16 protein-coding genes and 1 pseudogene are annotated in these 14,242 nt (G+C 34.7%); 12 read left to right on the forward strand and 5 right to left on the reverse strand.

Annotated elements, in window-relative coordinates:
- Nucleotides 1–29 precede the first annotated feature (29 nt).
- Both MKY81_RS14370 and MKY81_RS14375 read right to left on the reverse strand, forming a co-directional pair.
- Nucleotides 30–869, reverse strand: a complete 840-nt coding sequence (locus MKY81_RS14370) for a hypothetical protein (RefSeq protein WP_341118788.1) — start codon at nucleotides 867–869, stop codon at nucleotides 30–32.
- A 5-nt stretch (nucleotides 870–874) separates the two neighbouring features.
- Nucleotides 875–1,201 (reverse strand): PadR family transcriptional regulator, encoded by a 327-nt coding sequence (locus MKY81_RS14375; protein WP_341118122.1) that lies wholly within the window; start codon nucleotides 1,199–1,201, stop codon nucleotides 875–877.
- Nucleotides 1,202–1,569: 368 nt separating this feature from the next.
- Between MKY81_RS14375 and MKY81_RS14380 the strand changes: the two genes are divergently transcribed.
- The gene (locus MKY81_RS14380) at nucleotides 1,570–1,803 is read left to right on the forward strand and encodes an amidohydrolase (RefSeq protein ID WP_142406547.1); all 234 of its coding nucleotides are present in this window, start codon (nucleotides 1,570–1,572) and stop codon (nucleotides 1,801–1,803) included.
- Nucleotides 1,804–2,359: 556 nt separating this feature from the next.
- On the opposite strand, the gene MKY81_RS14385 is transcribed toward MKY81_RS14380, so the two are convergent.
- Nucleotides 2,360–2,563, reverse strand: a complete 204-nt coding sequence (locus MKY81_RS14385; RefSeq protein ID WP_108073514.1) for a hypothetical protein — start codon at nucleotides 2,561–2,563, stop codon at nucleotides 2,360–2,362.
- Nucleotides 2,564–2,659: 96 nt separating this feature from the next.
- Here MKY81_RS14385 and MKY81_RS14390 point away from each other — a divergent pair, with 96 nt between their 5' ends.
- The 9 genes from MKY81_RS14390 (at nucleotide 2,660) to MKY81_RS14420 (ending at nucleotide 10,910) form a co-directional block, all read left to right on the forward strand.
- Complete coding sequence (locus MKY81_RS14390; protein WP_108073512.1) at nucleotides 2,660–2,860, forward strand: DUF4145 domain-containing protein; 201 nt, start codon at nucleotides 2,660–2,662, stop codon at nucleotides 2,858–2,860.
- Between the two features lie 220 nt (nucleotides 2,861–3,080).
- Nucleotides 3,081–3,650 (forward strand): hypothetical protein, encoded by a 570-nt coding sequence (locus MKY81_RS14395; protein ID WP_108073510.1) that lies wholly within the window; start codon nucleotides 3,081–3,083, stop codon nucleotides 3,648–3,650.
- Nucleotides 3,651–3,828: 178 nt separating this feature from the next.
- The gene (locus tag MKY81_RS21135; protein ID WP_425319847.1) at nucleotides 3,829–3,903 is read left to right on the forward strand and encodes a putative holin-like toxin; all 75 of its coding nucleotides are present in this window, start codon (nucleotides 3,829–3,831) and stop codon (nucleotides 3,901–3,903) included.
- 358 nt (nucleotides 3,904–4,261) lie between these two features.
- Nucleotides 4,262–4,336 carry a putative holin-like toxin gene (locus MKY81_RS21140; protein ID WP_425319846.1) on the forward strand — a complete coding sequence of 25 codons (75 nt, stop codon included), beginning with the start codon at nucleotides 4,262–4,264 and terminating at the stop codon, nucleotides 4,334–4,336.
- A 324-nt stretch (nucleotides 4,337–4,660) separates the two neighbouring features.
- Entirely contained in the window at nucleotides 4,661–7,813 is a 3,153-nt protein-coding gene (locus MKY81_RS14400; protein WP_108073506.1) for a DEAD/DEAH box helicase, read from the forward strand.
- Between the two features lie 424 nt (nucleotides 7,814–8,237).
- Nucleotides 8,238–8,597 carry a hypothetical protein gene (locus MKY81_RS14405; protein ID WP_066235621.1) on the forward strand — a complete coding sequence of 120 codons (360 nt, stop codon included), beginning with the start codon at nucleotides 8,238–8,240 and terminating at the stop codon, nucleotides 8,595–8,597.
- Complete coding sequence (locus tag MKY81_RS14410) at nucleotides 8,594–8,875, forward strand: YwqI/YxiC family protein (protein ID WP_066235620.1); 282 nt, start codon at nucleotides 8,594–8,596, stop codon at nucleotides 8,873–8,875. The genes MKY81_RS14405 and MKY81_RS14410 overlap by 4 nt, the downstream gene beginning before the upstream one ends.
- Nucleotides 8,876–8,890: 15 nt before the next feature.
- Nucleotides 8,891–10,588: an LXG domain-containing protein gene (locus MKY81_RS14415; RefSeq protein WP_341118124.1), complete on the forward strand. Its 1,698-nt coding sequence runs from the start codon at nucleotides 8,891–8,893 to the stop codon at nucleotides 10,586–10,588.
- A gap of 16 nt (nucleotides 10,589–10,604) precedes the next feature.
- A complete protein-coding gene (locus tag MKY81_RS14420) occupies nucleotides 10,605–10,910 on the forward strand; it encodes a hypothetical protein (protein WP_066235604.1) in 306 nt (101 codons plus the stop codon).
- A 467-nt stretch (nucleotides 10,911–11,377) separates the two neighbouring features.
- On the opposite strand, the pseudogene MKY81_RS14425 reads toward MKY81_RS14420, so the two are convergent.
- Nucleotides 11,378–11,617: pseudogene (locus tag MKY81_RS14425) on the reverse strand (transposase); the annotation flags it as partial.
- Between MKY81_RS14425 and MKY81_RS14430 the strand changes: the two are divergent.
- Nucleotides 11,610–13,157, forward strand: a complete 1,548-nt coding sequence (locus tag MKY81_RS14430) for an LXG domain-containing protein (RefSeq protein WP_341118126.1) — start codon at nucleotides 11,610–11,612, stop codon at nucleotides 13,155–13,157. The pseudogene MKY81_RS14425 and the gene MKY81_RS14430 sit on opposite strands and share 8 nt — an antisense overlap.
- A gap of 20 nt (nucleotides 13,158–13,177) precedes the next feature.
- Nucleotides 13,178–13,654, forward strand: coding sequence for a hypothetical protein (locus MKY81_RS14435; RefSeq protein ID WP_066235614.1), 477 nt, complete (start codon nucleotides 13,178–13,180; stop codon nucleotides 13,652–13,654).
- A 315-nt stretch (nucleotides 13,655–13,969) separates the two neighbouring features.
- Here MKY81_RS14435 and MKY81_RS14440 read toward each other — a convergent pair whose 3' ends face one another.
- Nucleotides 13,970–14,170 carry a helix-turn-helix domain-containing protein gene (locus tag MKY81_RS14440; RefSeq protein WP_066235612.1) on the reverse strand — a complete coding sequence of 67 codons (201 nt, stop codon included), beginning with the start codon at nucleotides 14,168–14,170 and terminating at the stop codon, nucleotides 13,970–13,972.
- Nucleotides 14,171–14,242 lie beyond the last annotated feature (72 nt).

The following is a 14,242-nucleotide window of genomic DNA, read 5'->3' on the forward strand; positions in this document are numbered from 1 at the left end:
GAAAATAATAGGATATGTTCTATCCACAATTAATTTTCATCTTTCATTTTTCGAAAAACCAACCAATTGACTAGTCCAAAAAGTGCAAGGGGCAAAATAATAACCAGAACAAGAAAAGTTGGATTTTTACCCCCTTGGAACAATTCCTTCGTTTGTGGAATCCTTAATAATAACCCAAAAAAACCTAAACTGACAATATAAACAACGCCTCCATAGAAGTCTCGTTTCTTCTTGAATAAAACATAAACAATTGCCATGATGAGAATAATAAGAATGGCCATCCAATCAAATGGAGAACCTATTTTCACAATGCCTTGTTTTGGTGCATACAAATTAATTAAGATAAATAAGCCTAATGGAATCATGAGTAAGATCCATACAAAGAAAAATTTAATTATTTTTGGAAATTGTTTTTTTATATAAATACTCCAATGTAACAACTTAAAAGCGCCATAAACCAATGCAATGGATAGAATTCCATCCATTAATAGAACAAATACATTTACTTGTAAAGTTGGTGCAATAAAGCCTCCGCATATAGAGAAGAATGAGCTTATTAAAAAAATCAAACCACTTATTTTAAAAATTGATTTCCATGAGGGTTTCTCAAATTGCTTTGTCAGTTGATTGACGATTTCTTTCGGATTTTTACCAAAATATTCTTCTGCTGATTCCCCATGCTTTTGCGCTTCTAAAATATCTTGCAAGATTGTCATTAAATGTTGTTCTGTTTCTAATTCTTCATGAAAAAATCCAAATGTTCGCATATACAGGAGGATGTCTTCATAATACTTTTTATTTTCCGGAGTTAGTTGTTCTCTAAGCTTGTTATTTTGCTCCACTAATTGTTTAGCCGCAATATTTTCCAATTCATTCACTCTCCATCCTTTTCTAAAATCCGATCTACTTTTACAACTAACGAACTCCAATGTTCTTTAAAATCTTTTAATTGCTGTTCTCCTTCAGGAGTAATGAAGAAGTATTTTCGATTCGGTCCATCTGGTGAAGGAAGCTCCGTAATCTTAATAAGTCCTTGTTTTTCTAACTTTTGCATTAAAGGATAAATCGTTCCACCTACGATATTGGTAAACCCATAATTACGCATCATCTGTACAAGTTCATAACCGTATACTTGTTGTTCTTTAATAATGGCAAGCACACATCCTTCGAGGACACCCTTTAATAATTGTGTCTCCTTCATTTACTCACCTCACTAGTTTGTTAAGCATATTAGTTAAAGATATTGTATCATGTAATAACTAGTTTGTAAAACATACTAGTTGGAAATTGGGTTTTTGGAACAAAATAAATATTTCATTTTCAGCTAATGGAAGGTTTATTAATATACCCGCGAGGTCATTGTTTCTAACTTTTTTACATTTTTCATATTAATAATTGGGTACCATAGTGGAAGAAAGAGGAAGCAGATCAGTTCATGACAGCTCCAATTCCCCAATGATTTTCATGAAATCCAAGTAAAGGTCGATAAGATAAAGGATTTGTCGTTCCTTGAGAATCTTTCGGAAAAAATTCTTACAACTAAAGACCATAAGGATATCGAACATTGGATTGATTGGCAATTGGATAAAGAGAGGGAGTAAGAAGTCTAGTTTTGATCAGGCCATTAAAATTACAAAAGTTGCAGCGTTAATGAGCGAAATTAAAGTAGAGGTTCGATTCGACAAAGCCACTTTGAATTATATTCCCAATACCGTGCTTGGTGAAGTAATAGGGGAATATTTAGAAGAAGTGGGCTTTCCACATAAAGATGGTCCATTTATCGAGAATCCTCAAAAGAAATAGGATATGTGAACTATAAAAAAATTAGTCTATAGATGTAATTAATTATTTTTTGATAACCTAGAGGAAAAACCAAAGCAATTAAAATACCAATGATAGTTGATGAAATTGAAAAAACAATAAATTTCCGAAGCGGTATTTCATCCCTTTTATAAGCGAAAATGAAAGCCTTTATCATATAAAACACAGTAATAAATATTATTATAGATGAAAAAATACTTGCTATAATTACTTCCATTTTGTACCTCAATTCATAAAAATACTTTTTCTGAGTTTTGCCATTTAATTAGTTGTTGTGGGTTTGTAATATTGCAACAGGGGAATAACAAGAAGTTTACATTTACTGGCAGGAATAGTTGATAAAGAGAACTACCTATTAAAGAAATAATTGAAACTACTCGGTGATTCTTTATCCGAGCGTTTGCTTAGTTTTGTTGATTAAGGGGATAACACTTTAATCTAGAATCCCGTTCATAAAGATGAGCGGGATTTCTAATGTATTAGATTAAAATAGTATTTATTTCTTCTGGTCCTTCAATAATAATTTCATCAAGCTCATTTACCCAGTTTTTGCTTGGTTCCCTCTAGACTCAATAATTAATTCAAATCTATCTTTAATGGCTCTAACATCTACTTCTTGATGTTTACTACCATTTTTAACATAAAATCCATGTCTTTGGAGTTTTTTTGAGACAATGTCATTTACTTCTGCTGGTGTCATGATGATCGGATCCCTTTTTGTTAACCCTGAATTTGCTGGCATTCAATACACACCCTAAAGTTAATTTGTTTCAAGGTAAATATAACATATTTCCCATTCTCTTTGTGAAAAACATTTTAGCATCAGAGTAACTTAAGTATGATTGTAAAACCCATGGAAATAGCGTGTGCCAATAACAGGAGAAAGCTGGATTTTGTCGCGGGTCGAATCGATTTGCTGAATGAAAATGGTTATTTGTCGCCAGATATATGTAATGCCCTTCATTATGTTCGTAAGGTTGGTAATCAAGCAGCACATGATACTCGGGTATTTCGCTACTCCGAAGCATTACTATCATAGGAATCGGTATATAAAATTGTAAAATGGTATGTTGAAGTTTATTGTCCGATCGATTATGAAGTACCGAATATCAAGATCCTTCTCCAAAAACAGATCAATATTATATTAGTGAAATTGAAGTACGTTTAAAGACTATGGAAAACTTCTCACGGATTCATTTCAAAAACTTGGAAGCGGGCCTGTAACTGAAGAAGTTGTGCCTACAATAGAAGACACGGCGGTGGCAACAGATTTTCCAGGATTCACTACTATTCGAACTATTCGAACTCTTTTTTATAATGGAGACTCACCAGAAGTTCCATATTTTTTACGCGATGCATTTTTACTTCCTCAACGCTTTGATAAATCTGAAACGTTTTTAATTAGATTAGGTGCAGAGCAACAAGCAAGAATTATGAGCGAATTACCCAAAAATTTAGAAGGGCTCCATTTGCATGTGAAACGCTATAATGATAAGAATGATGAGACCTTTTATAAGGAATTAAAGATTTTCATAGAAGAAGAGAAGATCCGAAGAAAATTAATTTTAAAACGTCCTGGTGAACTGTTCTTATTCTATAAAGATAAGTATATTGTCGTTACCGAGGAGTTATCTCGAATCCCTTTATCGGCATCTGAATTTATTGGAATTCCTAGTCTTCTGAGACAATTTAATGAAGATCAAATTGAAACGGTTGTTCAGTTACCGAAAGAACTGGTTATTCTCGCAAAATATGTAAACGTTGGGGTCGGTACGGTAGAAAAGTTGTTTGAGCAATTAAAAGAGAAGAAAAATACTGAAAAAGGTTAATTGTCTCTAAAGCGATAATAAAATAACCATTATAATTGAATGAATAACTAGGAACATATGTTTCTTTTTGGTGATTTATGATATGATAATTGTAGCTACATAAGCAGGGAGGGCGGTGGCAACTGTTTCCCGTTTCTTGCTATGTGACCATGTCACAGCAAGAAAGGAGGTGTTGCCGATGACGATCTTCGAGGCACTGGTTTTGATGATCAGTTTTGCATCTTTGATTGTCTTGATTATGAAAGAAAAGTAACCCTCCCTGACGGCTAAATAGGGTGAGGGTTACTCTTTCACTTTTTAAAATATGCTTATAGTAATTGTAATATACTCGATCGGAAAAAGAAAGTATTAGAATAACTTGTTACTACAAATCTATTTGAAGAATCAACATAAAACGGTTCTGCTTCTGATCTTTACAATTGTTCGATAGTTGTCAATTCATTACCTAAATGTTGTCTTTGGAAACGATGAAAAAATTGTATAAGAACATATGTTTTTGATGTGGGCGGTGTGATATTATTAATTTAGCTACATAAGCAGGGAGGGCGGTGGCACCGTTTTTTCGTTTCTTGTCACGTGACCATGTCACAGCAAGAAAGGAGGTGTTGCCGATGACGATCTTCGAGGCACTGGTCTTAATGATCAGTTTTGCGACTTTGATTGTCATGATTATACGAGAAAAGTAACCCTCCCTGACTGGCTATTGGGCGAAGGGTTACTCCTTACTAATTAGCCACCGATCTACTGCGGAGTAGCTATTGGAACGCTGATGTTACAGCATCGGCGTTCTTTTTAGTTTATTCTAGTATTAAGTATAATATACTGAATTTCAAAATGAAAGTATGAAAATTGTGTATCATCGAGATGGAAATAATTTCGGAATTATAATGCATAACTAACAATAATCTATCATTCAATTCTTCTATTTTACAATATTTTCCGTTATTTTAAATATATACAAAAAAACGGGATGAAATGATACTTTCATAATTTAAGAGGTGACCCACAAGGTGCTAAAACAAGGCATATACGAAGAAATTATCACGCACAAATTAAAAACAGAACTAGAACAAATTCCTAATCAAACATTCGGGATAGGTAAGGAAAAGTTGGATGTTGAAGAGGCTAGGAAAATGCTTTCAAGCTATATTTCTCATGTAACGAGAAGAGCTTTGAAATTCGTAAGAGATAATGAAAATGATGACAAAGTTGCATTGTTAAATCAGATCAATCTTTGCAATGAAATTATCGCCATTTTAAGTGAGAATCTAGGTGATCAAGAATTCAATGCATTGAAAATTGAAGAAGAGGCAGAAGTATTAACTTCTATTTACTCCCGAATCAATACGACAACAAGTATTCAAAATACTCCTGTGATTCGCCCGGTTACACCAATATCTCAAAGTTCCTTATTTACTGGATCTAATTATGAGCCGAATATGCTTGGCGAATTGAAGAAGGAGATCGTTAGTTCCGATTCTATTGATATGCTTGTTTCTTTTATAAAATGGAGCGGTTTGAGATGTATTATTGAAGAGTTAAAAAATTTTACTGAAAAAGGTGGAAAGCTTCGGGTTATTACCACATCCTATATGGAAGCTACCGATCTTAAAGCGATTCAAGAGCTTAGCAGTCTACCAAACACGAAAGTGAAAATTTCCTATGATGTTGAAAGAACACGGCTTCATGCAAAAGCTTACCTTTTTAAAAGAGAAACTGGTTTTACCACGGCTTATATAGGTTCATCCAACCTGTCAAACCCGGCTTTAACCTCTGGATTGGAATGGAACTTAAAAGTAACCGAGAAAGATTCATTTGATATTATCAAAAAGTTTGAAGCTACTTTCGAGAGCTATTGGAATGATCGTGAGTTTAGAACATTTGATCCTTCTAGTGAAGAAGACCACCAACAGTTAAAAAAAGCGTTGTCAAAATCCAAATCTCAAAATGAAAACCTGATTCATTTTGCCTTTGATATTCAGCCTTATTTTTATCAGAAGGAGATATTAGAGAAACTGCAAGTGGAGCGGGATATTTATGGTAGGATGAAAAACTTATTAGTTGCTGCTACAGGAGTCGGTAAAACGGTTATTTCCGCCTTTGATTACCGTCGTTTTCAAAGGGAACATCGTCAACATGCAAAGCTTCTATTTGTTGCTCATCGTGAAGAGATTTTAAAACAAAGTTTAGATACTTTTCGTGCGATTTTAAAGGATTTTAATTTCGGCGATCTGTTCGTGGGGAATCATGAGCCTAGTTCATTGGATCATTTATTCGTTAGTATCCAAAGCTTTAATAGTAAAAGATTATATGAGCATACAACGAGTGATTTTTATGATTTTATCATTATTGATGAGTTTCATCATGCTGCAGCGGATTCTTATCAAAAATTATTAGATTACTATCAACCAAAAATATTATTAGGGCTTACCGCAACACCGGAACGAATGGATGGTAAAAATATTTTATCGTATTTTGATGAAACGATTGCGGCGGAAATGAGATTAACAGAGGCCATTAATCAAAAACTATTAAGTCCATTTCAATATTTTTGCGTTAGTGATGTTGTTGATTTATCTAAATTAAAGTGGAGCAGAAAGGGATATGAAATTAAAGAATTGGAAAATGTATACACTTCTAATTCGCTAAGAAGCAACAATATCGTAAAAAGTGTATATAAATATGTAACAGATATTGACCAAGTAAAAGGACTTGGATTTTGCGTTTCGATTGAGCATGCGAAGTATATGGCCGATTTTTTTAATGCAGCGGGTATTCCATCTGTTGCATTGTATGGAAATGTCAATCCGAAAATTAGAGAAGAAGCACAAGACAGACTAGTTATCGGAGAAATCAAATTTATATTTGTAGTAGATCTTTACAATGAAGGGATTGATATTCCCGAAATAAATACAATACTATTCCTTCGACCAACCGAAAGCTTAACGGTCTTTTTACAGCAGCTTGGACGGGGGTTGAGGCTTCATGAAGGGAAGGAATGTTTAACCGTATTAGATTTTGTTGGCCAAGCCCATAAAAACTATAATTTCGAGGAAAAATTTAAAGCTCTACTCGGAAAAACAAAACATTCTGTTCAGTATTATGTAGAGAATGGGTTTTTCAATTTGCCTAAAGGCTGTTTTATCCAATTAGAAAAGCAAGCAAGTGATTATATTTTGCGGAATATTAAAAGCAGTGCGAATACAAAAGGAAATCTTATCGCGAAGATGAAGTATTTTGAGGAGGACACCGGTAAACCGCTTACTCTTGCAAATTTTCTTCAGCATTTTCATCTATCATTATATGACTTTTATGGTAAAAATGGTGATCGGAGTTTTAGTAGAATGTTGGTAGAGGCTGGGATTAGCAACGATTTCGATTGTGAAAATGAAAAATTGATTACAAGTCGACTTCCTTCCTTATTCCATATCAATTCGCCTACATTTATTCGTTTTATGCTTTCTTATGTGAAGGAAGGCAAAGTTAGTAATGATAAAGAAAAATTAATGTTATCAATGTTTTATTATACGTTTTATAAGAGGTTTCCTGAAAAAGAAGGGCTATCATCTATTAAGGAGGGAATTCATAAAATAATTTCTTTTCCTGCGTTTAAAACGGAGATTATTGCGATATTCGAATATTTATATCAGTCCATTGAGACGATGGAGATCCAAAATGATTTTTCATTTTCTTGCCCATTACAAGTACATTGTAAGTATACAACTTCACAGATAATGGCTGCATTTGATTATTATAATGAGACGAAATCACCAGCTTCTCGAGAAGGAGTAAAGCATTTCAAGGATAAAAATGTCGATATTTTCTTTATAACATTGAATAAATCAGACAAAGAATTTTCTCCATCAACTCTCTATGATGATTACGCGATAAATGAGCGATTATTTCACTGGCAAACACAAAGTCGAGTGTCGGAAACTAGTGAAACAGCTAAACGATATATCCAGCATCGCAAAAGAAATCATCAAATTGCTTTATTCGTCAGAGAGTATAAGAAAGAAAATGGATATACCTCCCCATTTGTATTTTTAGGAACCGCCGATTATGTGAAACATACAGGCAATAAGCCGGTGAGTTTTATATGGAGATTGAGAGAGGAAATGCCTTCGTATTTGGTACCAAGGGCCAATAAAAATATTTTATAATTGATAGATTATGATAAGAACATAGAAAAGTAACCCTCCCTGTGCGCTAATAGGTGAAGGGTTACTCTTTACGATTTAGCCACCGCACTTCTTGCGGAGTAGCTACCTGAACGCTGATGTTACAGCATCGGCGTTCTTTTAGCTATTCTTATATTAAGCATAATATACTGAATTTTAAAATGAAAGTGATTAAGTTTTTAGTTGCAACAAAAACCGCTAATTCGGCCTATATAATAACAATATTTGGTAATTAACTATGAAATAAGAAGTTAATATGATCAAATTTTTCCAACAATCTATAATTGATTATACCTCAATAGGAATAAAGACCCTTATGCAAACAACCAAAATAAGATTGACTCTATCCTCCCTTAGTTGGATAATATACCCATAAAATCTCATTAACAATAAAAGTGGTGAACGTATGAGTACACTTTCTTATCTAAATAGACATTTAAGTAACAAGCAGGATCAATTAGAACGACTACATACATGCGAACGTGAATTAAAAGAATGTCGGATTGAGTTTAAAGCCAATCAACGATTTTGTTTATCTCCTGAGTTAAGTCCCACAACTTGGCGTGGTAAGCTTGCAAAGGATTTTGAACGGATCCGTCGCGATGGCATTCTTCAAAACTATAAAGATATTAAAAATAATCAAATAGATAAATCTCTAACCGTTTTACATCAAGAAATTCAAACAATAACCCGCGAAATAAATAGTTTTAGAAGAGCTATTCAATCCGAAATCGAAAGACTGAGGGAGGAGGAAAAGGAGAAATGAGTACAGAAATTAAGGTTCAGTATACAGAAATAGCACAAAAACTAGCCAATCTTCAATCCAAAGCCAAATCCCTAAAAACATCATTTCCAACAGATATTGGCGGTAAAAATCATATGGATGTTATTTCAAGGCTTAATGAAATAGGGGCTGACGTTCAAAAAATTTTACATAGCTATCAATCTTTTTTACTAAAAAGTGAAAATGCTACAAAGGAAGCAATTAAAAGTATGAAAGAATTGGACGAACGAGTATCCGAGCAATTTCAGCTGATGAAGTAGAAAGCTGGTGAGAGAATGAAAGTACTTGATGTTCATGGGTTTCGTGCTGATATGGATCAAATTCAAGAACGACTGGAAGCATTGAATGAACAAATTGAACAATTACAGCATGCCATTGACGGAATCATTACGCTGGAAGATTCGTTAAAAGGGAACAGCGGCGAGGCCATCCGCTCCTACTATCAGGAAATTCATCAAACATTTCTACTCTTTTTTCAATCCTTTCTCGCAAATTATGATACGATGATAGAAAATATGAAACATTCCTTGCGTGGACTGGAACCGCATGAAAATGGGTTTATAAATGAAGTATTTTTAGATTACAATTTAGAATATGGCCTAAAAAAGGTTGAAAGTGTAACACGTTCACTAACGGACGAAGGCAATCGCATCATCCAAAAAGTCAGTGATATTGTCCACTTGCCGAAATTACAAGATGACGGAACAATGCATCAAATCAAGCGAGCAAAAGAAAAGGTGAAGACGACCCTTCATCAGCTGCATTCTTTTGACAAACAAGCAACACGATCACTGGATTCTGTTCGTAAAGACATTATAACGATGTCCCGATTTATCGAACAAATGGATTCGAATCTTAAGGGAAACAAGCAAATCATCACCAACTTTACACCTCAGAAATTAATGAGGGAAGAAGCCTATCGGAGTCTACTAGGTGAATTTGTACAAAAAGGAAACATGACTCCCATTCAAACGATTAAAAGGGAAGCTTACGGAAACTACAAAAGTATTAAATACCTGGTCTATCCAGACGGGCTTATCGTTATGGAATACCAGAAGATTGGAAAGGACTCAAATGTTTATTATGAAGTCGTCACAGATATCCCTAAGGAAGTCCAAGACGGCGCAAAGGTAGGAATCATTGAACCAACAATTGATAACATCTTGAAAGGAATATATGTAGGTTCCGGGCAAGCAGTAGGAGATACCATTGAGGGCTGGAAAGGCCTTTATAAATTGGCTGAAAAGTACTTAGGCCCAACCCCGAGCCCTGACTTACTATTGAAAGCTGGATTAATTGGATCCGAACTTTACCTTGATGCAAAAGCTGTTTTCGGTAGAGCTGTTGATACAGGCAAATATATAGTGAAAGCTGTAAAAGACGGTTTTGTTCGGGATGTTATAAACGGAGATGCGGAAAGTAGGAGTAAATATTTTACTTACCTTTTTACCACTTTAGGAATTGGTGTTTTAGGTGATAAAGGGATCAGCAAAATTGGCAATCTAGGTACGAAAGTTGGTAAATTTGGTGAGATAACTGCCAAGGTTGAGGGACTGAGTCCATATTTAGGAACTGTTACCGCTGGCCCCATTCCTTATAATGTGATGAATCGTCTGGAGGATCAGATTCAGCTGGCGGCTAGGAAGGCGTTCGGGGATGGTACTAAGGGTATTGTTAAACCTGTTTCAAATATGAATGAGTTTTTTGATATGGAATTTGGAAAATCAATAAGTAATTCCTTATCAAAATCAAAAGTAAAGTACGATGGACAATCAATTTATAAGGTAGAAAAGAAAACTGATAACCAATATCTGAAAAAGGGTTATGGAGTTTATCTTGACGCATTACACAAAGACCATTTAGAAGTAATAGATAAGACAGGGAATGTGAAATACGTATTGAATTTAGATGGTACTTTAAACCCCGACAAGACTAAGAAAGCACTTGGACGAGTAGTTAAGGGGTGGAAATAATAGTGGAGGAATTTATATGGATAAAAAGTTAGAAGGAATATTGGACATACTAGAAAAACTTAATTCAAGTATTAATATTGTAAATAAAGAAGATTTAGATGAACAGTACGAGAACCTTGAGGATTTTAGGGTGTTAACTAGAGATTTAGATATTATATTAAACAATTTTGGTTCATTGGATAAGAACGATGGTGAAGAAATAGAGAAAATGTTATTTGAACTTCATAGAATTCTAACGACGTTTGAATGGCATTTATCAGAAATCAGTGATTTAAACACAACAATTTTAAAAGTTTATAAAAACAAAATCAATAACGTCTAGTAATGAGAAACCTTAAAAGAGTTTTATTTTCTTTTAAGGCTTTTTTAGTGGGGTGAGTGCCGAATAAACTGCTTTTTATTTAGAGAGTAGAGGTAATCCTTATAAGCATTATATGATGTTTTACCAAATTATAGAGCGGATTAACCCCCGTATTTTGCACTAGCCTTTCAAAACGGATACAAAAAATAGTAAATTCAACATAGCAGGCAAGCCAGTCATAGATAGGCAACTAAAAAAACGACCGCACTAAACTAAGACGTCGATGGTTACCCAGTTATTTAGTTAGCCATTGCTCACTTGTCATCTATCAGTTTCACTGGTTTGAGCTTTTTCGGGTGTTTCCTTGGCCGTCCAGGCTTACCCTTTTTCCTTCTGTCCTTGGAAGTCCTTGTTGGCTCGCGATGAAGGGCCTCAAAAAACTGTTTCCATGACTCAAACCAATAAATACGCAGAAGTTGAAGCACTTGCTATGTTGTTTTGTTAACCCTTGTTTTGATTTTAATAATCTCACTCAACGCATAAGCGATCATTGCCAGCCAAAGCTGATTCCAGACAGCTTCTGGCTTATAGTTGAAGAGCTTGACCAGTTTTAAGTGCTGCTTGATCCACTTGAAAAAAAGCTCGATTTGCCAGCGCTGCTTGTAGATTTCGGCGACTTGTTCGGCTGTAATGTCCCAGCGGTTGGTAACCACCCGATAGATGCGTTCCTCCTTGTCGCGGTATTCTACTCTCGCAAATTATGATACGATGATGAAAAATATGAAACATTCCTTGCATGGACTAGAACCGGATGAAAATGGGTTTATAAATGAAGTATTTTTAGATTACAATTTAGAATATGGCCTAAAAAAGGTTGAAAGTGTAACAAGTTCACTAACGGACGAAGGCAATCGCATCATCCAAAAAGTCAGTGATATTGTACACTTGCCAAAATTACAAGATGACGAAACAATGCATCAAATCAAGCGAGCAAAAGAAAAGGTGAAGACGACTCTTCATCAGCTGCATTCCTTTGACCAACAAGCAACACGATCACTGGATTCTGTTCGTAAAGATATTCAAACGATGTCCCGATTTATCGAACAAATGGATTCGAATCTTAAGGGAAACAAGCAAATCATCACCAACTTTACACCTCAGAAATTAATGAGGGAAGAAGCCTATCGGAGTCTACTAGGTGAATTTGTACAAAAAGGAAACATGACTCCCATTCAAACGATTAAAAGGGAAGCTTACGGAAACTACAAAAGTATTAAATACCTGGTCTATCCAGACGGGCTTATCGTTATGGAATACCAGAAGATTGGAAAGGACTCAAATGTTTATTATGAAGTCGTCACAGATATCCCTAAGGAAGTCCAAGACGGCGCAAAGGTAGGAATCATTGAACCAACAATTGATAACATCTTGAAAGGAATATATGTAGGTTCAGGCAATGCAGTAGGAGATACCATTGAGGGCTGGAAAGGCCTTTATAAATTGGCTGAAAAGTACTTAGGCCCAACCCCGAGCCCGGACTTACTATTGAAAGCTGGATTAATTGGATCCGAACTTTACCTTGATTCAAAAGCTGTTTTCGGAAGAGCTATTGATACAGGCAAATACATGGTGAAGGCTATAAAAGATGGATTTGTTCGGGATGTCATCGAAGGAGATGCAGAAAGTAGAAGTAAATATTTTACTTATCTTTTTACGACTTTAGGAATCGGTGTTTTAAGTGATAAAGGGATCAGCAAAATTGGTAAAGTAGGTACAAAAGTTGGCGGATTTAGCGGAATAACAACAAAAGTTGAGAGCCTGAGCCCATCTTTGGCAACTGTAAATGCTGGACCTATTCCTTATAATGTTATGAATCGTCTGGAGGATCATATTCAGCTGGCGGCGAGGAAAGCGTTTGGGGATGGTACTAAGGGTATAGAAAAAGGCAATAATATTAAGGACTATAAAAAGACATTCTTTAATGAATATCCTGACCTTAAAGGTAGTGTTGTGGTTCATCATGCAATAGAGCAACAAATTTTAAAAAGACATCCTAATTTATTTTCACTTGATGAAATACATGCTTTAGAAAACCTGAGAGGGATACCAAAAGAAGTAAACAATGATATACATTTATCAAAAATAAGAAGGGATTGGAATAGATTTTATAGAAATAATCCAAATCCTACAAAAGAAGAAGTAATAAATTATATGATAGAGTTAGATAAGAAATATGGTGAGAATTTTAATCCGCCAGTGAAAAGGTAGGTATGTGGGAGGAGTAACTAATGATATTATATTTTTTAGAACCAGAAGTATCAGGTGGTCATGGTGAATATACCATATATGGAACAGAAGATGATATTGCAACAGAGGGTATATCAGGAAAGGTAAAATATTTGCATTATGAATTTGAAGGATGGCTAGGAGATGACCTATTAGAGTCAACACCAGCCTTCATTGTGTCAAGTATCCTTGAAACTGAATTAGAGAATAGTGATTTTATAGGTTACAAACTTGAAGAGTGTTTGATTACAACGTCTGATGAATTTAAAGAAATGTATCCAAATAAAAAAATTCCTGCATTTAGCAGATTTATTCCACTTGGTAAAATTGAAGTAGAAGGAGAGAACTTCAAAAATTGGTCAGGACATCATTTCTGCTTATCACCAAAAGGTGAGTTAGTTGTAACTCAAGAAGCATTGGATTTTTTAAAAAGAGTTTCAATAGATAATTGTTATATTACACCCCTAACAAAGGAATAGATTGTAAAAACCTTAGAGATAATAACATTCTCTAAGGTTTTATTTTTGGAGGGGGAGTGCCGAATAAAAGGCCTTTTTTTTAGAGAAAACAGAAAACTCTTATTAGACATACACAACATTTATAAGAAAATATAAAGACGTACAACAATGTTTAAAACATATGTCCTATTTGATGATTTTCATTTAAAACAAATCAGTTAAAATTATCAGTTACCACCATCTCTATTCTTCAAAGCCCTACCTTCGCTTTCCCCCCTATCTTTTAAATTTATTCGCAACTTTTACGTACATAAAACGATTACTAGTACAAGAGGATTACTCCACCTCGATTAACTCCTGAATGTCGATGTCTAACACTTTGCAAACCGTTTCTATTGTTGACAGATACACTCTATCCACGTTATCTGAACAAAGATGGCTGATTGTATTTGGTCGCAGCCCTGTTATTCGTGCTAATTCACGCTGTGAGAGGTCACGTTCTTTAAGAATTTCCTTAAGTTTGATTGATATTGGCATGATATTTCCCTTCCTCTTTTTCATGTTACTTTTACGATACACAATAAATTTGTATCGGTAAAGGGGTTGCTT

This window comes from Heyndrickxia sp. FSL W8-0423 (assembly GCF_038009395.1).
Classification (GTDB): Bacteria; Bacillota; Bacilli; order Bacillales; family Bacillaceae_C; genus Heyndrickxia; species Heyndrickxia sporothermodurans.